The organism is Streptomyces sp. NPDC029526, assembly GCF_040637405.1.
Lineage (GTDB): Bacteria > Actinomycetota > Actinomycetes > Streptomycetales > Streptomycetaceae > Streptomyces.
Genome location: NZ_JBEZWE010000001.1, coordinates 1,024,677 through 1,045,859, shown reverse-complemented (window position 1 = coordinate 1,045,859; position 21,183 = coordinate 1,024,677). Strand labels below are relative to the sequence as shown.

Sequence of the window (21,183 nt, the reverse complement as noted above, 5' to 3'; positions counted from 1 at the left end):
CGTCACCTTCGCGTGAGGGTGCGGGAAAGGGGCCGGGCCGCCCGGCGCGCGGTGGCGCGGGCGGCGGAGCAGGCGGTGACACAGCCCTGGTCGCCCAGGGCCCGGCCACACAGCAGGAACACGGCGGCCACGGTGAGGATCCCGGCGAGCAGGGCGGGGACGCCGGAGCCGAACCGCTGGGCGACCGGCAGGCCGGCCGCCGTGGCGGCCGTCGCGGCGGCCACCGGCCGCAGCAGCCCGGCCACCACCCGGCGGGTGTGCACCGCGATGCCACGCGGCCCCGGACCACGCAGCAGCAGTACGGCGGTCACGGTGATCCCGGCGGCGTTGGCGGCGGCGATCCCCGCCACCCCCCACCGGCCCACCGCCCAGGCACCGGCCCCGGCGGTGACCGCCAGCCCCACGGCCATCGCGGCGAGCGGGTACCAGGTGGCGCGGCCGGCCGAGAAGTACGAGCGGATCAGCACGCCGACCAGCGTCTGGGCGAGCAGCCCGAGCGCGTACACCCGCAGCACACCGGCCGTGGCCGCCGTGTCGGCGGCCGTGAACGCGCCGCGCTGGAACAGGAGTCCGACGGTCTGCGGCGCGCAGGCGACGACGGTGGCCGTCCCCAGCAGGACGACGGAGGAGGCCAGCGCCAGGTCGCGCTCCACCCGCGCCCGCGCCCGCCGGGTGTCCCCGTCGGCCAGCGCGCGGGCCACCACCGGGAAGGTGACGGTGACCAGCATCAGCGACCAGGTCATCGGGACCTGGGCCACCTTCTGCGCGTAGTTGAGGTGGGAGATGGAACCGGCGGGCAGCGACGAGCCGAGGAAGCGCTCCACCAGCACCTGCGACTGGCGGCACAGCGCGAACAGCAGGACGGCGAGCAACAGCCCCAGGCCCATGGAAGGCCCAGGGCCACCGGCCACCGCGGTCGTCGCCCGCGCGGCGCCCTTCCGCAACTGGCGCAGCAGGTCGGGCAGTTGTACCGCCACCATCAGGCAGCCGCCCACGGCCACCCCGACGGCCGCCGACCGCACGCCCCAGCGTTCCCCCAGGGCGAGCATCACCGCGACGATGCCGGTGTTGTAGACGACGTAGACGGCCGCCGGGGCGAGATAGCGGTGGTGCGCGCGCAGGGCCGCGCTGCAGTACCCGGCGAGCCCGAAACTGAGCACGCAGGTCGCGGTGAGCCTGGTGCAGTCCACCGCGAGACCGGGGTCGGACAGGCCGGGCGCGAGCACCGCGACGACCAGCGGGGCGGCGGCCACGAGCAGCGCGCCGACCGCCACGAACGCCAGCGACAGCCGGGGCAGCGTGGTGGCCACCAGCGCGCGGACCGGGTCGCCCGAGGCCCCCCGCGCCTGCCGGGCGAGCGCCAGGCTGAACGCCGGGATCAGCGCGATGGCCAGCCCGTCCTCGATCAGCAGCGTCGCCCCGAACTCCGGGACGGTCCACGCCACCAGGAACGCGTCGGTCTCGCTCCCGGCCCCGAACAGCCGGGCCAGCGCCTGGTCCCGCACCAGCCCGAGCAACGCCCCGGCCACCGACAGCACGGCGGTGACCAGCGCGGCCCGGCCGAGGAACCCCCGGGGGAGGTGCCCGCCGGCGCCCCGCGGGCGGCGCACGGGGGGTGACGGTGCCGCGCCCGCCGAGCCCGCTGCCCCCGCCGAGCCCAACCCGCCGGCCGGGCCCGTCGGGCCCGCCGGGCCCGCCGATCCCGTCGGGCCCGCCACCCCTGCCGGTCCCGCCGTCTCCGCCCGGGCGCCGCCGGGGGACGCCCCGCGGGTGGTCGCGTGCCAGCGGGCGGTGCCCGAGGCCGAACGGGTGGTGCCCCAGGGCGAGGGCGGGGTGGCCGCCAGGGAGCGCGGCTCAGTAGCCGTCATCGCGCCCCCGCCCCCTCGGCCGTGCCGCGAGCGGCCGGGACGGGACCCGGTCCGGCCGGGCGTGGCCCGGCGCTCCCGGTCAGCGCCCACCAGGCCGCCAGGCCCAGGCACACCGCCGTCAGCACGGTGGACGGGCCCCCGATGTCCGCGTAGGAGAAGTCCGTCAGCAGCCGGACCAGCAGGCCGCAGGCGATCAGCCCGCAGTCCAGGCCCGGCCCGCCGCTCCGGCGGACCCGCCACACCTTCCGCACCGCGCAGCCCAGCAGGGCCAGCCAGCCGCCCGCGAGGGCGAGCAGCCCGAGCAGCCCCTGTTCGGCGAGCACCAGCAGGTACATGTTGTGCGGGGAGAGCAGGGGCTGCCGGCGGAACGCCGCGCCCGCGCCCTCCGTGTCGCTGCCCGAGGACAGCGCGAGTGACGCATGCGTGTCCCGGTGCTCCGGGAAGCCCTTCAACCCGACGCCCGTCAGCGGCTGTTCACGCCACATCCCGGTCGCCGCCGCCCACATCGTGTACCGGTCGGTGACCGACTGGTCCGGCGCGTCGGTGACCCTCGTGATGCTGTCGACGCGCTCCTGGAGCATCGACGAACCCACCCCGAAGCCGCCGACCAGGACGACCGCCGCCGCCACGGCCACCGCCCCCGCCGTCACCGCCCGCCGCAGCCCGGCGAGGGCCAGCTGCGCCGTGCACGCCACCGCCGTCGCGATCCACGCGCCCCGGCTGAACGACAGGGCCAGCGGGGGCAGCAGCACCAGTACGAACCCGGCGGCCACCAGCCGCTCCCGCAGCGGCGACCGGCCCAGCGCGAGACCGAGGGCGCACACCAGGCCCAGCGACACCACCGTCGCCATGCCCATCACGTCCTGCGCGCCGAACGTGCCGACCGCCCGCACCGGCTGCCCCTGGTAGGAGGCGCCGGTTCGGGTCACGTACTGGTGCACGCCGACCGCCCCCTGCCACAGGGCGAGCCCCACCATCGCCCAGGCGGGCAGCCGGAAGTCGCGCCGGTCGCGGATCAGCAGCAGCACGGCCGTCGGCACCAGCACGAACACCTGGAGGTAGCGGCCCAGCCCGGACAGCCCGGCCGCCGGTGACACCGCGGTGACCGCGGCCACCGCCAGGCCCAGCACCGGCAGCCCGAACACCACGGCCGCCGTGCGCGGCAGGGGCCGGCGCCGCTCCCGCAGCAGCCGGACCGCGCAGACGAGCACCACCAGCGCGGACACCGCGTCGGCCGGCCCCGGACCGTCCCCGCCGCCCGGGCCGAACGGCAGGGCGAGGACGACCACCACCGCCACCACGGGCAGCACCGGCGTCACGCCCCGCCCGCTGGGCACGGGCACCGGGTGGGTCATGGTGGTCAGCTCCCCGTCGGCCGGACGAGCGTGGCGGCGGTGCGCAGCAGGATGCAGACGTCCTGCCACAGCGACCAGTTGTCGATGTAGGCGTTGTCGAACCGGGCCCGGTCCTCGATCGAGGTGTCCCCGCGCAGCCCGTGCACCTGCGCGAGCCCGGTGATGCCGGTCCGCATCCGGTGCCGGGCCGCGTAACCGGGGTAGGTCTGGCTGAACTTGGCGACGAAATACGGCCGTTCGGGGCGGGGGCCGACCAGGCTCATGTCGCCGCGCAGCACGTTCCACAGCTGGAGCAGTTCGTCGAGGGAGGTGCGGCGCAGGAAGCGGCAGAACCACGGCATCCGGCGCTCGTCCGCCACGCTCCACCGGGTGGCCGCCTCGTGCGCGTCGACCGGCCGGTGGGTGCGGAACTTCAGCAGCGTGAACGGCCGCCCGTCCCGCCCGATCCGTTCCTGCCGGAACACCACCCCGGGGCCGCCGGTTGCGCGCAGCACCGCCGCGCACACCAGCAGCAGCGGGCTGACGAGCAGCAGCAGCACCGCCGACACCGTCACGTCCAGCATCCGCTTGCCCGCACCGCCGGGGTGGCCGGAGCCCGGGAACAGGAGGCGGCAGGAGAACCCGGCGAGCCGCTCCGGGGAGCCGGGCGAGGGACTGTCCACGTCGACCTCACGGACCGCGCACCCCGACTCGTCGAGCGCCCGCAGCAGCGGCCCCTGCCGCAGCCGGACCGAGGGGTGCACGACGACGACCTCCCGCACCCCGTTCTGGATGAGGGCGCGCTCGACCTCCTCGCCCGTGGTCAGCACCGGCAGCCCGTCGACGCCGTCCGGCTCCTCCGTGACGATCCCCACCGGCCGCACCCCGCACGCCGGATGGCGCAGCAGGGCCGCGGCCACCCGGCGCGCGAGCGGCGCCGGGCCCACGACGAGTGCGGCGCGCGGCCGGCGCAGCAGCCGGACCCGGCGCCGGCGGTGGACCAGCCCCCGGCCCGCGCAGCCCGCCGCGCACTGCACGGCGAACCCGAGCAGCAGGGCCCGCATGGTCAGCGCCTGCTGCGGGGCGTACGCGGCGACCAGCGCGCCCAGCGCCAGCCACACCACGGCGATCCGCCCGCAGACGGAGGGCAGTTCGTCCAGTACCCCGGCCACCGGGCGGGGCCGGTGCGGGACGAGCAGCAGCGAGGCGGTGACCAGCCCGGCCAGCAGCCCCGCCACGACCAGCGGTCCGCGCCGGTCGCCGGTCAGGACCAGCGCCCCCAGCAGCGCGGCCGAACCGTCCGCGGCCATCAGTGGCAGCGGCGACTCCGGCCGGACCGGTGGCCGCCGGGCGGGGAAGCGGAAGCCGGCGGCCGTGCCGCGCGGCGGCATCACCGAGACGGCGGGGTGCCCCCCGGCGTCCCGGGGCCGGCCGGCCGGGGTGGCGGGGGTGGGGACGGTGCTTTCCGCGGTCACGAGGGGATCGGCTCCCTGCACTCGGTGGGCGCGACGGACGTCACCGGCACCGTGCCGAGCAGGTCGCGGTACAGGGCCGCGACCGCCCGCGTGGTGTGCCGTACGTCGTGCGTGGACAGGACGTGCCGGCGCCCCCGCTCGCCCAGCGAGGCGCGCAGCGGCGGGTCGAGCAGCAGGGCGGTCACGGCGGCGGCCAGCGCGGCCGGGTCCCGCGGCGGCACCAGGCAGTGCGGCGCGAGGGACGGCGGCAGGCTCTCCCGGGCGCCGTCCACGTCGCTCAGCACGACCGGCCGCCCGCACGCCATCGCCTCCAGCGGCGCGAGCGCCATCCCCTCCCAGCGCGAGGGCAGGACGACCAGGTCGGCCGCCCGGTACCAGGGCACGGGGTCGGCGACGGCCCCCGCGAACGACACGGACTCCGGTGCCAGGACACGCAGCCGGTCGCGGTCCGGTCCGTCGCCGACCAGCACCAGCCGGGCACCGGGCACCCGCCGCAGCACCGTGTCCCAGGCCCGCACGAGGAGGTCCTGGCCCTTCTGCGGGCACAGCCGGCCCACGCACACCACCAACGGGGCCGCCGGGTCGGCCCCGGGCACGCCGGCCAGGACGCGGGGCTGAGAGGACGGGACGGGCGAGACGGACGAGGCGAGCGAGGCGGGCGAGACGGACCAGGCGGAGGGGGTTGAGAGGTCGGACGGGGTGGCATGGGCGGAAGCCGGGGGAGGGGTGGTGGCCGTGTCCGGGGCGGGGGGCACGGCTGCCTTCGGGTGGAAGCGGGCGGTGTCGACGCCGTTGGGGACGACGGTGGACGGGCCGCGGAGCCCGGCCCGCGCCCCGCGCCGCCGTTCGGCCTCGCTGACACAGACGGTGTGCGCCGTCCAGCGCGCCGCCCACCGTTCCCAGCGCACGGCCAGCGCTCCGGTGACCCCGCCGACCGCCTCGAACGACCAGGCGTGCGGCTGGAACACGGTCGGGATCCGGCCCCGGACCGCGAGCCGTCCGGCGAGCCCGGCCTTCGCGCTGTGCGCGTGCACCAGGTCCGGTGCCACGTCCGCCACCAGCCGGGCCAGCCGTCGCACCTCACCGGCCAGGGACGGCCCCGGCGAGCGGGTGGCGTCCCACGGGCGCACGTCGGAACCGAGCGCCGTCAGGGCGTCGGCCAGGGGGGTCCCGCCCGGGCAGGCGACCGCGACCCGCCACCCGGCGGCCAGCTGAGCCCGGGTCAGGTCCGTCACGACCCGGGCGACGCCGCCGTCCACGGGCTGTGTCAGGTGCAGGACCCGCGGCCGGGGGTCGGTCGGTGACTGGTGCATGCGCGGTTTCCTCGCTCACGGACGGTGCTCGGGACGGGCGGGAACGCGCCTCACTCGGGGGTGTCGGCGGCGGCACGGAGCGTGCCGTGCCCTGCCGCGTCCGGCTGGGCAACGAGCCGGACGGCCACCTGGTCACCCGTGACCCCCGGCAGCCGGGAGCGACCGAACCCGTTCGACTCGTGGCCGGGGTTGTCCGCATCCGACGGGACGGGCCCGGCGAGCGCCCCCTCCGGTCCGGTGAGAACCGCATCCCGACCGCCCGAACGGAGGTGGCCGCGGTCGGTCGTTCGAGGGACGGGACGGCGGCCGGCGGCTTCGGCGGCCGGGTGCGGGCGGGGCGGTCGACAGCGGAGGCGGAGCGCGCCGCCCGTCCCGGCGCGGTCGCGGCGGGGCAGCGGAACCGGGGGAATGCACACGACCGGCGTCACCCTTTCGGAGAGCGCCCCCCGGCCGTCCGGCCGACCGGCCGATGTCCCGAGCGGCGTCCGGCGGTGTGTCAGGGGGCCGTCATGAGTGCGTTGCGCCCGTGTCGGCAGGGCGTCGGGAGCGCCGCAACTGTAGCCCTTATGCGTGTGAACCATCCGATATCGGGCGGAGTGTGTCGTACGCCGGATGTGAGTGCGGATTCCGGATCGACGGCCGGGTGGCTGCGGGCGACCGAGCGGGCCCCGGGCCGATGGCCCGTCACCGACCCCAGCCAATCCCCGCCGATCCCCGCCGATCCACCGCCGGCCCCCGCCGCTCCCCGCCGGTCCACCACGTGCCGCATGGGCGGACGGCGACGGCCGGGGTGGACGGGCGGCGACGGCCGGGTGCGGGTCGGGCGTACATCGGAGCAACGGGCGGCGGGAGGGCGCTCGAAGGGGGCGTGCGTCCGGTGAGGGCGCCGCGCGGCGCGGGATCACTCCTTTGGCGGCACAACCCGAGCGGGTCCCGCGCGTTGACACAACGCCGGGTATCCGCCCGGATGTTTGTGTCAACTCCCAAGGAGCACCTCTCCATGTCGCGTATTGCGAAGGGCCTGGCCCTGACCTCCGTTGCCGCCGCCGCCGTCGCCGGCACTGCCGGTGTCGCCGCCGCTGACAGTGGCGCGCAGGCCGCCGCCGCCCACTCCCCGGGCGTGCTGTCGGGCAACGTCATCCAGGTGCCGGTCCACGTTCCGGTCAACCTCTGCGGCAACACCATCGACGTCATCGGTCTGCTGAACCCGGCGTTCGGCAACACGTGCGTGAACGACTGACGTCGTTCCGGCTCATCCGCACCGGCCGTCCGTCCGTGGTCTCCCCACGGGCGGGCGGCCGGTTCGTGCTGCCCCCGATGGGGGTGGGGCGGACGACGCGTCCGGACGGGTGAGGCGTGCGGCCCCACCAGCGGTGACGGGGTGCCGTCGAGCGGGTGGGAGAAGCGTGGAGTATTCGAACGGTTGCGGAGAGTGGTCGGTGCTCCCACGGTGGGCAGAAGACCCGACGCACCATCGAAAGGACCTCCCATGCGTCTGCCCGCCCGCCGTCTCGCGACCACCGCTCTCGGTGCCGCACTCGTCCTGGGTGTCACCGGACCGGCCGCCGTCGCTGCCCACGGCGACGCGCCCCGGGAACGCGCCCAGGTGTCCTCCCAGGCGCCCGTACCGGAGGCCGACGCGCTGCTCGGACAGGTCGGCAGTGTGGCCGGCCTCGGCGGCGTCCTCACGCCCGTCACCCAACTCCTCGACACCGTGCTGAAGTCGGACAACGGCCAGCTCCCCGACGCGCAGGCGGCCGAACTGAGCGCAGCGGTCGAGGAGGCCATCGCCCAGGCGGCGGCCGACGCCCCGGCCGCCCAGCCGTCCACGACGACCCCCTCCACGACGACGCCAGGCATCACGGCCCCCGGCACAACGACCCCCGGCACAACGACCCCGGGCACCACGACGCCGGACTCCACCACCCCGAGCCCCGCTGCACCGGGCACCACGACGCCCGGTGCGGCCACGCCCGGTGTGACCGTGCCGGAGGCGTCGACGCTGCCCGCCCCGGCGGTGCCCGCCGCCCCGGTGACACCGGCCGGCGCGACGGCCAGTGATGCCAAGGCCCCGGCCGCGGCCAGGGCGCAGGCGCCGGCCGACTTCACGGCCGAGGCACTCGCCGCCCTGCAGAAGGCCGTCGACGCCGTGGTCGCCGCCGCGACGGGCGACGACGCCGCCCAGGTCGCCCCCGCGGTCACCGAAGCGGTGAACGGCCTCGTCAACGTCATCGCCGCCACCCTCGTCGGCAGCGGTCTGCCCGCCCCCACCCTGGAGGGCCTGCAGGCGCAGCCCGCCACCCCGGAGACCTCCACCACGGCCCCCTCGGCCACCGCTCCGACCACGGCTCCTTCGGCTGCCGTGCCTGCCGCACCCGAGACGGTGGCGCAGCCGCCCGCCTGAACCGGCGGCTGCCGAACAGGCCCCGCCCGCCGAGCCGTTGCCCGTCCGTCCGTCGTCGCCCCGGTCACCGTGACCGGGGCGACGGCCTTGGTGCCACCACCCTGTGCTCTCCCCCGGAAGCCTCCTTCCGGCGGTGTTTTCGCCGTTCGGGGTTTCCCCCGCGGCCGGGTGTCGTTGGGCAGGGCGTCAGACTGCTTCCCTGGTGACGGCGCCCCGAGGATCGAAGGATCAGCGGCACCGCGGTCACCGCAGAAAGGACCGTGATGAAGTCCCTGAAGGCCGCCGCTGTCGTTGCCGGTTCCCTCGTCGTCGCCGGAGCGGCGGCGCCCGCGTTCGCCTACGACAGCACCTCCGACCTCACCCCCACCAGCCTCAACGGTGCCGTCAACACCCTGACCCAGGGCCCGATCGACGTGATGCCGCTCAAGCACCAGTCCGACGCGCTCAACACCGAGAACGAGGACTCCCCGCTGAGCACCGTGAACGACGCGACCGACGCCCTCAACTCCACCGGCGGCCTCCTCGGCGGCCTGCCGCTGCCGAGCTGAGCCGTCCCGCCGCCCCGTCCGGCCTCGCGGCGCGCCCCGGCGGGTTCACCCGGCGCACGTCGTGCCGACCGCACCGGTCGTACTGCTCGTACTACTGCGGCACCCGGGGGAATTGTGCGTCGCGGGGTTTCCCGGCTCGTTACTCGGTACGCATGCCGAGCCCCGAACCATGGAAAGGGACCGTGTCGGAGATGAAGTCGACCACCCGAGGAACCCTCGCTGCCGTGCTCACCACGATGGCGGCGGCGGCCGGCGCGCTCGCGGCGACCCCCGCCGCCGCGGTCGGCACGGTTCCCGTGCCCGTGCCGCTGGGCGGGGCCGAGCAGGCGCTGGGCGTCGAACTGCCCGAGGTCGGCGGGGCGATCCCGGTGCCCACGGCGGGCACGCCCGAGGGGCCGCGGTTCACCGAGGGCCGCATCATGCCGGAGGAGACGCTTCCGCAGCTTCCGCTCGACGGCGGCCTCCCCGGCCTGGACGTGCGGTCCCCGCTGCCGCACCTCCTCGGTGACGGCTCCGACCGGATCGGCGTCGACGCCCCCGCCGCCGACCTGCGCACCCTCACTCCCGGGCTGGCCGTAGACGCGCCGCTCACCCGGCCGGCAGCCGAGAGCCCCGGACTGCCGCAGGTGAAGCTGCCGGAGGCCGGCGTCCTGACCCCGACGGTGCGGACCGTGCCGGCGCTCGGCCTGGTGCTCGGGACCGAGCGGTAGCGCGGGCGGGGCGCACGGGTGCGGAGCCCAGGGGGCGCGGCACAGGGCGGCGGGGCGTACGGGTTCCGGCGGCGCACGGCTGCGCGGCGCGTGCGACGGACGGGTTCCCGACGACAGGCGGATCCCCCACGACTGACGATCACCCGCGCGCCCCGCCCCGCCCGGGGCGCGCGGATCAGCCGGTGGCACTCGCCTTCCGCGCGGTCCGCAGCCGGACGACCCCCGCGGCCGTCACGCCTGTCCCCACCGGCAGCAGCGCCCCGCCGGCAGCAGCGCCGCGCCGGTGCCGACGACGCCCGGCGCATGGGCGATCCAAGGCCACGACCCGTACCGAGGGCGCCACGTCCGGGTCCCCGCGACCCGTACGGCCCCGCGGCGGTGACCACGGGGGCCTCCGCGCGGTTACCGCTGTGGACGCACCCACTCGCGGGAGGAGCAGAACATGGTTGTCACGGGCAGCGGTCGTGGCCGGGTCAGCGGTGACACGCCGACGAGAATCGGGGAGCCCGGTGCCGGCGGGACCAGACGGCAAGTGGCGCGCGGGCTGCTGGGCGCCGGGCTCGCGGTGGTGCTCGCCCCGGCCGTCGCGGCGTGCGGCTCCGGAGCCACTGCCGACCGCGCCGGCCGCCACCACGGTGAGGACGGGCGGCCCGGCGGCCCCCCGCCCGGTGACGCCTCCGACCAGGTCGTCTTCGACGAGGTCTACCGGGGACGCCGGCTGCGCGGCATCCGGTCGACGACCGACCGCGCGGCCGACGGGGCCGGGGGAGAGGGGACCTGGCGGGTCACCGTGGACGACCGCCCCCTGCACCTGATGCGCCGCGCCGACGGCACCTGGCTCACCATGGTCGACCACTACGCCTCCTACCCCACCCCGCTGGCCGCGGCCCGCGCCGCCGTCGACGAACTGGGCCCCGGGCGACGGCTGCTCGACCCCGGCGCCGGGCACGCGTCCGGGGGAGGGAGCGACCGTGGCGTACACGCGTAAGAACGTCACCGCGCTGACCCGCACCGAGAAGCGGCGGTTCGTCGACGCGCTGCTCGCGGTCAAACGGCGCGGCGAGTACGACGAGTTCGTGCGGATGCACATCGACTACTACACGGCGGACGGCGAACGCGGCCTGCGCGCCGCGCACATGACGCCGTCCTTCCTGCCCTGGCACCGCCGCTTCCTGCTGGACCTGGAGAACGCGCTGCGCCGGGTCGACGACTCGGTGACCGTGCCCTACTGGGACTGGACCCGTGACCGCGGCCCCGACGGTCCGCCGTGGACCGACGACCTGCTCGGCGGCAACGGCCGCCGCTCGGACCGCATGGTGACGACGGGGCCGTTCGCGTTCGCGGGGGGCAACTGGACGCTGCGGGAGAACGTCACCGACGAGAACTACCTCACCCGGGACCTGGGCCGGGCCCGTGACCCGATCGACCTGCCCACCCGGAAGGATCTGGAAGCGGCCCTGAAGGACCCGGTCTACGACGCCCCGCCCTGGGACTCGACGGCCACGAAAGGCTTCCGCAACAAGCTGGAGGGCTGGGGGAGCGGGCGCGGCAGCGTCTCCTGGCGCAACCACAACCGCGTGCACCGCTGGGTCGGCGGCGCCATGGTCGGCGGAGCCTCCGTCAACGACCCCGTCTTCTGGCTGCACCACGCCTTCATCGACCTGCAGTGGTCCCGCTGGCAGGAGCGCCACCGCAGCCACCGCTACCTGCCGGCCGAGCCGCCGGGGCGGAAGGACCCGCAGTACCGCCGGATCGTGGCCCGCCACGAGCGGATGCCGCCGTGGAACGTGACCCCGGACTCCCTGGACGGCCACGACCGGATCTACCGGTACGTCTGACGGCCGCGTGAACCAGGCGGCCACGCGGATCGGACGCTCGCGTGAACCAGGCGGCCGTGCGGACAGGCGGCCGTGTGAACCAGGCGGCCGTATGGCCAAAAGGGCGGAGCCCCGGCGCTCGAGGTGCCGGGGCTCCGCTCGTGGTGTGCGGTGCGGGTGTCAGTTCCCGTAGCCGTAACCGCCGTCGTGGCTGCCGGGGCCGGGGTTGCCCTTGTGGTTGTCGCCGTCGACGTTGGCGCAGGTGTTGCCGAAGGCCGGGTTCAGCAGACCGACCACGTTGATGGTGTTCCCGCACAGGTTGATCGGCACGTGGACCGGAACCTGGATGGCGTTGCCCGACAGGACGCCGGGCGAGCCGACCGCCTTGCCCTGGGCGCCCGCGTCCGCCATGGCTCCACCGGCACCGGCCAGCACCACGGCACCCGTGCCGAGAGCGACACCGGCCACCTTCGCGATGCGCGACATCACGTTCTCCTTCTGACTCGTTGAGCGCGGCGGCACAGGACGCTGCCGCACGCCCCGTTCAACGCGGGGGGACCCGGTGGGTCACGGGGGTTCCGGCATGGATCACCCGTTTTGAACGGGTTGAGGCAGCCGTGCCCCGTCCGGTCGGTCCTGACGCGGGGCGAGTCTCCGCCGCGAGGTGGCGGTCGCCCCCACGGTCCGGCCCCGGCCCCGGCCCCCCGAGCGCAGGCGCACAGAACGGGACGGACCGGACCGACCCGACCCGCGCCGGGCAGGGGCGTCGGGAACGGTCCCGCGTCCCCCGGCGTCCCCATCTGTATGGGGGCTGTATTCGGGCTGTATTCGGGACCCGTCGGTCGGGTCCCCGGGGAGGGGGGTCTGGTGCCTGCGGCGGACAACGCCCGGTGGGTCATACGTTTCGAGGACGAACGCGCACGCCGGGACGCCCTGGGCGACCCCGACTGGAGCCGCGGGGCGACGCTGCATCCCGCCGTCCGGGCAGGCGTCCAGCGGTTCCAGGTGGGTGAGGACGGTGACGGCACCAACCTCATCGCCAAGGCGGACCGGGCGGGTGACCCCGACTACGCGCGGGCGGTGCGTCTCTTCGTCGCCGAGGAGCAGAACCACGCCCGCCTCCTGGCCCGGCTGCTGGCCGCCGCCGGCGCGCCGACGCTGAGCGGTCACTGGAGCGACGCGGTCTTCGTCCGGCTGCGGCGCCTGCTGGGCCTGCGCACCGAACTGCTCGTCCTGATGGTCGCGGAAGTCGTCGCCCTGCGGTACTACCGCGCCCTGCGCGACGGCACCACCGACCCCCTCACCACCGAGGTGGCGGCCCGCATCCTCGCTGACGAGGAACGCCATGTGCCCTTCCACTGCGACCGGCTGCGCACCTCCCTGGCCGGCCTGCCCCGGCCGCTGCGCCGCCCGGTGATGGCCCTGTGGCGTCTGCTGCTGCTGGCCGCCGCGGTCGTGGTCGCCGCGGGACACGGCCGGGCCCTGCGCCGGCTGGGCCCCGGCCGGCGCCGTTTCGTGGCCGACGTCCTGGCCTCGTCGGCCGACGTCGTCACCGCCGTGCTGACGCCCCGCCCTGCCCCGGACGCTGCCCGAGGGGCCGGCCGTACGCCGTGCTGAACGTCTCGACGAGGGCGGTCGGGCTCGCGCGGCCCTCCACCCGGTGGGCGACGACGACCATGCCGTGGGACTCCTCCGGCAGCACCCGCGCGGCGGCTGGTGCCGCACCGTCCCCTGGTGCCGCACCGTCCCCGGCGACGGCGGAGAGGCGAAGGCGCTGGCTCCGGAGCGAGGTGCGTCCGGACACGAAAAAGCCCCTCACGCGCTTCCGCGGGTGAGAGGCCGGCGGCGCCCCCGGCAGGACTCGAACCTGCGGCCAAGCGCTTAGAAGGCGCCTGCTCTATCCACTGAGCTACGGGGGCCGGTGTGGGTGGCCTGGCGCCGCGGTGCCCTGGTGGGGGGCGGTCCACGACGGTGCCGGGGACAAGGATAGGGCTCCCGCATCCTCGCCCCTGTCGCCTCGCCTCCGTGGCTCGATGTGGAGGTTGGGTGAAGCGGTCACGATAATCGCAGGCAGGTGCGAATCGTGCATCGCTTTTTGGTGCCGTGTGCATCGGGTGTTGTGCACTCGTTATGCCTCCAGCGCGACCGTGTCCCAGTCGTCCCTTGCGTCCGATCTGTTCGATCGGCGCGCAGGCATGCTCATATGCTTCAGAATTCCCCTGAAATTGGGCATTCTTCCCATGTGGTGACCTTGGACGTACGGCCTCAGCTGCTCGACGCACTCTCCGCCCTGCGCGAGCGTGTCGCCGCCGCACGCTTCCCGCTGCCCCTGACGGGCGCGCCACGCGCGCGTGCCAACCGCGACGAACTGCTCGCGCAGCTCGACGACTACCTGGTGCCCCGGCTGAGGGAGCCGCAGGCCCCGCTGCTCGCCGTCGTCGGCGGCTCCACCGGTGCCGGGAAGTCCACGCTGGTGAACTCGCTCGTGGGACGCCGGGTCAGCGAGGCCGGGGTGCTGCGGCCCACGACACGCACCCCGGTCCTCGTCTGCCATCCGGAGGATCAGCACTGGTTCAGCGGCATGCGGGTGCTGCCCGACCTCACACGGGTGTGGGTGCCCCAGCAGGAACCGACGGACGACCTGCTCCTCCCGGGCGAGAACCCCACCCGCGTGCTGCGCATCGAGACCGCGGAGAGCCTCCCGCCCGGCCTCGCCCTGCTGGACGCCCCCGACATCGACTCCCTCGTCACCGACAACCGGGTCCTCGCCGCCGAGCTGATCTGCGCGGCCGACATCTGGATCATGGTGACCACCGCCGCCCGCTACGCCGACGCCGTGCCCTGGCACATGCTGCGCACCGCCAAGGAGTACGACGTCACCCTCGTCACCGTGCTGGACCGCGTACCCCACCAGGTCGTGGCCGAGGTCTCCCGGCAGTACGGCGCCCTGCTCACCAAGGCCGGACTCGGCCACGTGCCCCGCTTCACGGTGCCCGAGCTGCCCGAGTCGGCCTGGGGCGGCGGCCTGCTCCCCGCCAGCGCGGTGGCGTCCCTGCGCACCTGGCTCGTCCACCAGACGCAGGACCCGGCCGCCCGGGGCCAGGTCCTGGCCCGCACCGCCTACGGGGTCCTGAACTCCCTCAACTCCAGGATGCCCGAGCTGGCCGGCGCCGCCGCCGCGCAGTACGCCGCCGCGCTCCGGCTCACCGCCGCCGTCGAGAGCGCGTACGACAGCGAGTACACACGGGTGCGCGGACGGCTCCAGGCCGGCGCCGTCCTCGCTGGGGACGCCCTCAAACGGTGGCGCGCCTTCCCCCTCGACTGCACGGCCGGCGAACTCCTCGACACCCTCGTGGAGAGCCTCGGCGCCCTGCTGCTCTGTGCGGTCACCGCGGCCGACGAACGGGTGGACGAGGCGTGGCGGCGCGAACCGGCGGCCGAGGCTCCCGAACTGGGCGCCCACCGCAACGGCCCCGGCGAGGACGAACCCACGGAGAGTGCCGAGCACCGCATCGGCCTCGCCGTCCGGCGCTGGCGGCGGGAGCTGGAGGAGTACGCGGAGGAGGAGGTGCGCGAGCTCGACCGCAACCTCGCCCCCGACCCCGAGACGGTCGCCGCCCTGGTGGCCACGGTGCTGCTGGGCGGCCGGCGCACCCGCACCGCGGGGGAGCGGCTCGCCGAGTGGATCGGCGCGCACGGTGCGCTGCGGCTCCGCGACAAGGGCGGGCGGCTGCTCCTGGAGCACATGGACCGGATCATGCACGCCGAGCGCGAGCGCCGCCTCGCCCCGCTCGACGGACTCGACGTGCACGCGGAACCCCAGGCCGAGCTGATCGCCGCGTTGTCCGTACTGCAGAAGGAGAGGTGACCGGTGACCGCCGTCACTGACCAGGACCACACCGAGCACCCCGAGCACCCTGAGCACCCCGAGCAGCCCGAGCAGCCCGAGCAACCTCAGGACCGCGGGCACTCCCGGCCCTCCGGACATTCCCTGGCCCCCGAGAACGCCGAGAGCCGCGAGGGGGCCGGGCGTCCCGAACAGGCTGAGCCTTCCCGGCCTGCGGAGCGTGCCGACGACGAGGGCCGGCCCCGGGCCGCCGGCCGGTCGGAGGACTCCGGCGGCTCCTACGGCTCCGACGGCTCCCGGGGGGCCGAGGACCTCGATGGTTCCGGTGGGTCCAATGGTTCCGGTGGTGCCGACGAGCCGGGGGGTGCCGCGGGCACCGGCGACGCCGACGGTTCCCGGCCCGTCGGACGGGCCGGACGGCTGGCCCGGTTCGGTCGGTTCGGCCGGTCCGCACCGGACGGGCGGCGTGACCGCCAGGACGGCCGCGGCAGCCGTGACGCGGGGCCACACGCCGACCGTGACGACGGCCGTGACGAGGGCCGTGAAGCAGGACGTGAGGACGGGGGCCATGACGACCGTGGCGCCCAGGGAGGCCGGGGCGGCGATGACGGCGGCGGGCGCAGGGGAGCGCGGAAGACCCCGGCCGCGCCGGCTGCCGAGGGCGACAACCCCACGCGTGCCGACGACGCCGGGGAGCGCAACTCCGCCCAGGGGCCGTGGGACGACGGGCTCATCGCGCGGCGGGTGAACGGGGCGACCCTCGTGGCCGGGCATGCGCCCGCACCGTCGGCGGAGACGCGGGCACCCGCGCCGCAGACCGTCACGCCCCTGACGTACGACCCGTCCCTGAGGTCACGGCTGGAGGCGCTGCGGGAACTGGTGGGGCTGTCCCGCACACGGCTCGACAGCGGAACCCTGGCCGAGGCGGGCCGGGTGCTGGAGGAGGCCACCGCCCGCCACCGTCTCTCGGGGCAGCACACCGTCGTCGCGATCGCCGGAGCGACCGGCAGCGGCAAGTCGCAACTGTTCAACGCCCTGGCCGGAGTGCCCATCTCGGAGACCGGCGTACGACGCCCGACCACGTCCGCGCCCATCGCGTGCAGCTGGAGCGACGGCGCGGCCGGGCTCATCGAACGCCTCGGCATCCCGCCCCGGCTGCGTCGCCGTCCGTCCCAGGCCATGGCCGACGGGAACGACCAGCTGCGCGGGCTGGTCCTGGTGGACCTTCCCGACCACGACTCCGCAGCCGTCCGGCACCGTGAACAGGTGGACCGCGTCCTGACGTTGGTCGACGCCGTCATCTGGGTCGTCGACCCCGAGAAGTACGCCGACGCCATGCTGCACGAGCGGTACCTGCGGCCGATGGCGGCCCACGCGGAGGTCATGTTCGTCGTCCTCAACCAGATCGACCGGCTGCCCGGCGACGCCGCCGAGCAGGTCCTGGACGATCTGCGACGACTGCTCGACGAGGACGGCGTCGCCCTGGGGGAGTACGACGAACCCGGCACGACGGTCCTGGCCCTTTCCGCACTCACCGGGGACGGTGTGGGCGAACTGCGTGAGGCACTGGGGCAGTTCGTGTCCGAACGCGGGGCGGCCGGCCGCCGGATCGGCGCCGACGTGGACATCGCGGCGGCCCGGCTGTGGCCCGTGTACGCCACGCGTCGGCGCTGCGGGCTGAGCGAGGAGGCGCGGGACGAGTTCTCCGCCCGGCTCGCGGACGCCGTGGGCGCCACCGCTGCGGGCGAGGCGGCCGAACGCGCGTGGCTGCGCAACGCCAACCGTGCGTGCGGCACGCCCTGGCTGCGGCTCTGGCGCTGGTACAACGACCGGGGCGAGCCGCCCACGGGACGCCATGCGCTGCGCACGCAGCAGCCCGACGAGGAGGCCACGGCCCGCCAGCGCGTGGAGCAGGCGGTCCGGACGGTGGCCGAGCGTGCCTCCGCCGGACTGCCGACGCCGTGGGCCCAAGCGGTGCGCGAGGCCGCGGTGCGGGGTGCCCAGGGGCTGCCGGAGGCGCTGGACGAACTGACGGCGCGTGCGGGCCTCCCCCCGGGGAAGCCGCCGCGGCCCGGGTGGTGGCCCGCGGCCGTCCTGGCGCAGGCGTCCATGACGATTCTGCAGTTTCTGGGCGGGCTGTGGCTGCTGGGCCAGATCATCGGGTTCATGTCACCCAACCTGGGCGTGCCGGTGCTGCTGATGCTGATCGGCATCATCGGCGGCCCGCTCATCGAGTGGAGCTGCCGCATGGCGGCCCGCGGCCCGGCCCGGCGCTACGGGCAGGACGCGGAGAGACGGCTGCGGGAGGCGGCGGCCGGGTGCGGCCGGGCGAGGGTGCTCGATCCGGTCGCGGCGGAACTGCTGCGGTACCTGGAGGTGCGGGAGCAGTACGTACGGGTGGTGGGGACGGCCTCGACTCGCTGAGGCCCCGATTCACTCGCACGGGTGGCCGGGTTTTCCACAGTTCCGGAGGTGTCCACAGCGTTCAGCGGGCTCTTCCCGTTCACGGCAGTCTGGCTCTCGCGGTGGCCGCGGCACGACGCGCGGCCGGCGCACCGGACAGAGCCGTACGGGAGGGGCCCGTACGCGTATCCGCCCGAGCCGCGAACGGCTCCGGGCCGGGGAGGAGACGCGATGAACGAGACGATGATCTGCGCGGTGGGCAACGTGGCGACGTCACCGGTGTACCGGGACCTGGCGTCGGGGCCGTCGGCGCGGTTCCGGCTCGCGGTGACCTCGCGGTACTGGGACCGCGAGAAGGGCATGTGGACGGACGGGCACACCAACTTCTTCACGGTGTGGGCCAGGCGCCAGCTCGCCGCCAATGCCGCCGCGTCCCTCTCGGTGGGTGACCCGGTGGTCGTCCAGGGCCGGTTGAAGGTGCGCACGGAGCAACGGGACGGACAGCAGAGCCGTGTCTCCGCCGATCTCGACGCCGTGACGATCGGGCACGACCTCGCGCGGGGGACCTCCGCGTTCCGGCGCTCGGGCCGCCCGGAACAGCCGGCGGCCACCACCACGGCCGACGAGCGCCCCGAGCCCACCTGGGAGACACCGCCGACGGACACAGCGGGACCGCCCGTGACGTCCGCCGGAGCACCCGTGTCGCCGTCAGGGCTCGGGGCGACTCCTCCGTCGACGGCCGTGGCCGGTCCGGACCCGGCTGTCGGCGCGGCGCCTGCGACCGCCCCCGCAGCACCTTCCGTACCCTCCGCACCTCCTTCCGCACCAGCGGCGTCAGCACCGCCCGGACCGATGCCGGCCGCCGTGATGGTGAGCAACTGACGGGCCGAAACGGCTCCGTGCCCCACCGTCGACTGTGTTCCGGGGGCCGACCGGCGAGCGACCCCCGCCCCCGCCACCCGGAAACCCGAAGACCCTGCTGCCGATCCTCCCGCCAGCCCGCCAGCCCGCCAGCCCGCCAGCCCGCCAGCCGTACGCTCAGCTGCCGGCATCGACCGAAGCGCCGCTTGTCGGAGGCTGCACACCGAAGGCTGCCGCAGGGATTTGTCGACAATCCCTCCCTTCGGGAGCCCTGGCGATAACGATTGCGGATCGGATCAGTCGTCCGAAGCGATCACCGGCAGGCGCGGTGCGCGGCCTCCTTAGGATGCCGGGCATGGCCACCGGGGCTCTCGGGGCCGGTGATTCTGCTGGTGGGACCGTGCCCCCCACGTCAACGGGTCCTGCTCGGAAGGGAATTCGGTGTTTGCTTCGTCTTCTGCGTGGTCCGTGCGCGGGCGTGGACGGGTGCGTCTCGCCGCCGGGACGCTGGTGTGCGGGCTCGCCGCCACGGGCGTGATGGCGGCCGGCGCGAGCTCGGCTGCCGCCGGTGAGGCGGCGCCGCAACAGGGCGGGGCGACGGCGACCATAGGCGGGTTGAAGACCTTCGGCGCGGCCGTCATACGCATGGAGGACGGCAGCGACCAGCAGGTGTCGGCGGGCCTGTTCGAGATGTCCGTCGACGGCGGGGGCATGCTCCAGACCTACTGCGTCGATGTCCACACCCCCACGCAGAAGGACGCCAAGTACCACGAGGCCGCCTGGAGCAGCACGTCCCTCGGCGTCAACGACGACGCGGGACGCATCCGTTGGATCCTGCAGAACTCCTACCCTCAGGTGAACGACCTGGCGGCACTGGCGAAGAAGGCGGGTGTGCGCGGCCCGCTCACCGAGGAGGACGCGGCGGCCGGAACGCAGGTCGCCATCTGGCGGTACGCCGACGACGTGACGGTGGAAGCCGTCGACCCGCAGGCCGAGCAACTCGCCGACTACCTGGAGAAGAACGCGCGGAAACTGAAGGAGCCCCGGGCCTCGCTGACCCTCGACCCGCCGGTCGTCTCCGGGCGCCCGGGGGAGCTGGTGGGCCCGGTGACGGTCCGCACGGACGCCCGCAGCGTCACGGTCGCGCCGCAGGCGAACGCCGCCCGGGACGAGGTGCGCCTCGTCGACAAGAACGGCGAGCCCGTCACCGACGCCGTCGACGGCAGCCAGATCTTCTTCGAGATTCCCGAGGACGCGACGGCCGGCACGGCGCGTCTCACCGCGCAGGCCTCCACCACCGTTCCGGTCGGCCGGGCCTTCTCCTCCGTGAGCCGCAGCCAGACCCAGATCCTGGCCGGTTCCAGCGAGTCGACGGTGTCCGCCACCGCGAGCGTCACGTGGGCGGAGGAGGGCGCCGTCCCGGCCGTGTCCGCGCGGGAGAACTGCGCCAAGGGCGGAGTGGACGTCACCGCGTCCAACCAGGGGGACGAACCCTTCACCTTCGAACTGGTGGGCCAGAAGCACACGGTCGCGCCGGGGACGTCCCGCACGGTGACCGTCGCGCTCAGCGAGGACGCTCCCTACGACTTCACCGTCCAGGGGCCCGACGGCTTCCAGCAGCGGTTCACCGGCATGCTCGATTGCCTGACCCGGTCCGCCGAGACCGGCACCGCCGCCCGCACCTACAGCGCCCCGAGCCCCACCCCGCTGGGCGGCGCCCCCGCCGACACCAACCTCGCCGCGACGGGCTCCTCCGACGCCACCCCGTGGATCGCCGGCACCGCCATCGGCCTGGTCGTCCTCGGCGGCGCCGGACTCCTCATCGCCCGCCGCCGGGAGAACCCCTCCGACGACTGACCGGGGAAGGTTCCGCCCCTCTCTCTGATCTCCGACGGTGCGGGCTCGCCACCGGCCGGGCGGGCCCGCCCCTCAGAACCCGGCCATGGATGCGTCGAGCACGCCGCCCAGCGCCCCGTAGGCGCTGCAGCGAAGCGTGTGCCGTGCCCTGCGGCGCCGTCCGAACGACACGGCGAACGACAGAACGAAGAGCCCACCGAGGACCACGGGCACGACGGGGCTGTAGACGAAGAAGGTGAAGCACGCGATGCCGGTCCAGACGAGGATCGGCAGAAGCGAGCAGCGCAGGACCGTCCAGAGCCCGATCCGGGCCCCTGCCGGGAGCGAGCCGCCGTGCCATGCCTCGATGTGGTTACTGGTCACACATGCCCCGGGTCGCATGCGGCCATCACACCACCGGTGGGGCGGCAAGCGTGCGGTCACCCCCAGGATTCAAGCGGTTCATGTGGTTCCAGCGGTTCCGGAGACACGCGAGCAGGACGGCTACTGAGGTGTCGTGTCCGTCGTCGCGCGGCTGCGCGCAGGGACGGACAGGCGAACGCCGAAGCTCAGGAGTCCGAGGGAGCCGAGGGCGAGCCCGTGCCGGATCCATCTCGTGCCGCCCTCCCAGTCCCGTGACGGACCGAGCGCCAGCCAGAAGGCGAGGGCGAAGGCGAGAAGGACGGCAGTGATGCCGGTGGCGCGGCGTAATGCGGGATTCATATGACCATGATCCCGAGGCCCCCATCCTTCCTCAAGGCGATTGC

18 protein-coding genes and 1 tRNA gene are annotated in these 21,183 nt (G+C 75.1%); 11 read left to right on the top strand and 8 right to left on the bottom strand.

The features are described from left to right. Positions 1-2: 2 nt before the first annotated feature. Genes AB0F01_RS04720 through AB0F01_RS04705 form a run of 4 tightly spaced genes read right to left on the bottom strand, consistent with a single transcriptional unit; the run spans position 3 to position 5,990 of the window. Positions 3-1,868 carry a lipid II flippase MurJ gene (locus AB0F01_RS04720; protein WP_362089883.1) on the bottom strand — a complete coding sequence of 622 codons (1,866 nt, stop codon included), beginning with the start codon at positions 1,866-1,868 and terminating at the stop codon, positions 3-5. Next, complete coding sequence (locus tag AB0F01_RS04715) at positions 1,865-3,223, bottom strand: O-antigen ligase family protein (protein ID WP_362089881.1); 1,359 nt, start codon at positions 3,221-3,223, stop codon at positions 1,865-1,867. The genes AB0F01_RS04720 and AB0F01_RS04715 overlap by 4 nt, the downstream gene beginning before the upstream one ends. 5 nt (positions 3,224-3,228) lie before the next feature. Then, the gene (locus tag AB0F01_RS04710; protein ID WP_362089879.1) at positions 3,229-4,677 is read right to left on the bottom strand and encodes an exopolysaccharide biosynthesis polyprenyl glycosylphosphotransferase; all 1,449 of its coding nucleotides are present in this window, start codon (positions 4,675-4,677) and stop codon (positions 3,229-3,231) included. Further along, positions 4,674-5,990: a glycosyltransferase gene (locus AB0F01_RS04705; protein WP_362089877.1), complete on the bottom strand. Its 1,317-nt coding sequence runs from the start codon at positions 5,988-5,990 to the stop codon at positions 4,674-4,676. Before AB0F01_RS04705 ends, AB0F01_RS04710 begins: the two co-directional genes overlap by 4 nt. 1,000 nt (positions 5,991-6,990) lie before the next feature. Here AB0F01_RS04705 and chpG point away from each other — a divergent pair. From chpG to AB0F01_RS04675, 6 genes are all read left to right on the top strand, one after another. After that, the gene (gene chpG / locus AB0F01_RS04700; protein ID WP_362089875.1) at positions 6,991-7,230 is read left to right on the top strand and encodes a chaplin ChpG; all 240 of its coding nucleotides are present in this window, start codon (positions 6,991-6,993) and stop codon (positions 7,228-7,230) included. A 249-nt stretch (positions 7,231-7,479) separates the two neighbouring features. After that, positions 7,480-8,394, top strand: coding sequence for a hypothetical protein (locus AB0F01_RS04695; RefSeq protein ID WP_362089873.1), 915 nt, complete (start codon positions 7,480-7,482; stop codon positions 8,392-8,394). A gap of 263 nt (positions 8,395-8,657) precedes the next feature. Next, a complete protein-coding gene (locus tag AB0F01_RS04690) occupies positions 8,658-8,942 on the top strand; it encodes a hypothetical protein (protein ID WP_362089871.1) in 285 nt (94 codons plus the stop codon). 191 nt (positions 8,943-9,133) lie between these two features. Then, positions 9,134-9,652, top strand: coding sequence for a hypothetical protein (locus AB0F01_RS04685; protein WP_362089870.1), 519 nt, complete (start codon positions 9,134-9,136; stop codon positions 9,650-9,652). 442 nt (positions 9,653-10,094) lie between these two features. Next, complete coding sequence (locus AB0F01_RS04680; RefSeq protein WP_362089868.1) at positions 10,095-10,640, top strand: tyrosinase family oxidase copper chaperone; 546 nt, start codon at positions 10,095-10,097, stop codon at positions 10,638-10,640. Then, positions 10,624-11,490 carry a tyrosinase family protein gene (locus AB0F01_RS04675; RefSeq protein ID WP_362089866.1) on the top strand — a complete coding sequence of 289 codons (867 nt, stop codon included), beginning with the start codon at positions 10,624-10,626 and terminating at the stop codon, positions 11,488-11,490. Before AB0F01_RS04680 ends, AB0F01_RS04675 begins: the two co-directional genes overlap by 17 nt. A 159-nt stretch (positions 11,491-11,649) precedes the next feature. On the opposite strand, the gene AB0F01_RS04670 is transcribed toward AB0F01_RS04675, so the two are convergent. Further along, a complete protein-coding gene (locus AB0F01_RS04670; RefSeq protein WP_362089864.1) occupies positions 11,650-11,955 on the bottom strand; it encodes a chaplin in 306 nt (101 codons plus the stop codon). Positions 11,956-12,336: 381 nt separating this feature from the next. Here AB0F01_RS04670 and AB0F01_RS04665 point away from each other — a divergent pair, with 381 nt between their 5' ends. Beyond that, complete coding sequence (locus AB0F01_RS04665; protein ID WP_362089863.1) at positions 12,337-13,086, top strand: ferritin-like domain-containing protein; 750 nt, start codon at positions 12,337-12,339, stop codon at positions 13,084-13,086. Positions 13,087-13,315: 229 nt separating this feature from the next. On the opposite strand, the gene AB0F01_RS04660 is transcribed toward AB0F01_RS04665, so the two are convergent. Beyond that, a tRNA-Arg gene (locus tag AB0F01_RS04660) sits at positions 13,316-13,388 on the bottom strand. A gap of 323 nt (positions 13,389-13,711) precedes the next feature. Between AB0F01_RS04660 and AB0F01_RS04655 the strand changes: the two genes are divergently transcribed. The 4 genes from AB0F01_RS04655 to AB0F01_RS04640 all read left to right on the top strand — a co-directional run bounded on the left by AB0F01_RS04655 (position 13,712) and on the right by AB0F01_RS04640 (position 20,437). Continuing rightward, positions 13,712-15,337, top strand: coding sequence for a dynamin family protein (locus AB0F01_RS04655; protein WP_362089862.1), 1,626 nt, complete (start codon positions 13,712-13,714; stop codon positions 15,335-15,337). A gap of 3 nt (positions 15,338-15,340) precedes the next feature. Beyond that, on the top strand, positions 15,341-17,740 hold the full coding sequence (locus AB0F01_RS04650) for a GTPase (RefSeq protein ID WP_362089860.1): 2,400 nt from the start codon (positions 15,341-15,343) through the stop codon (positions 17,738-17,740). Positions 17,741-17,950: 210 nt separating this feature from the next. Next, complete coding sequence (locus AB0F01_RS04645) at positions 17,951-18,601, top strand: single-stranded DNA-binding protein (protein WP_362089858.1); 651 nt, start codon at positions 17,951-17,953, stop codon at positions 18,599-18,601. Between the two features lie 420 nt (positions 18,602-19,021). Then, positions 19,022-20,437, top strand: a complete 1,416-nt coding sequence (locus AB0F01_RS04640) for a Cys-Gln thioester bond-forming surface protein (RefSeq protein WP_362089856.1) — start codon at positions 19,022-19,024, stop codon at positions 20,435-20,437. 72 nt (positions 20,438-20,509) lie between these two features. Here the strand turns inward: AB0F01_RS04640 and AB0F01_RS04635 are convergent, their stop codons facing one another. Then, on the bottom strand, positions 20,510-20,800 hold the full coding sequence (locus AB0F01_RS04635; RefSeq protein ID WP_362089855.1) for a hypothetical protein: 291 nt from the start codon (positions 20,798-20,800) through the stop codon (positions 20,510-20,512). Between the two features lie 120 nt (positions 20,801-20,920). Next, on the bottom strand, positions 20,921-21,139 hold the full coding sequence (locus tag AB0F01_RS04630) for a hypothetical protein (RefSeq protein ID WP_362089853.1): 219 nt from the start codon (positions 21,137-21,139) through the stop codon (positions 20,921-20,923). Positions 21,140-21,183 lie beyond the last annotated feature (44 nt).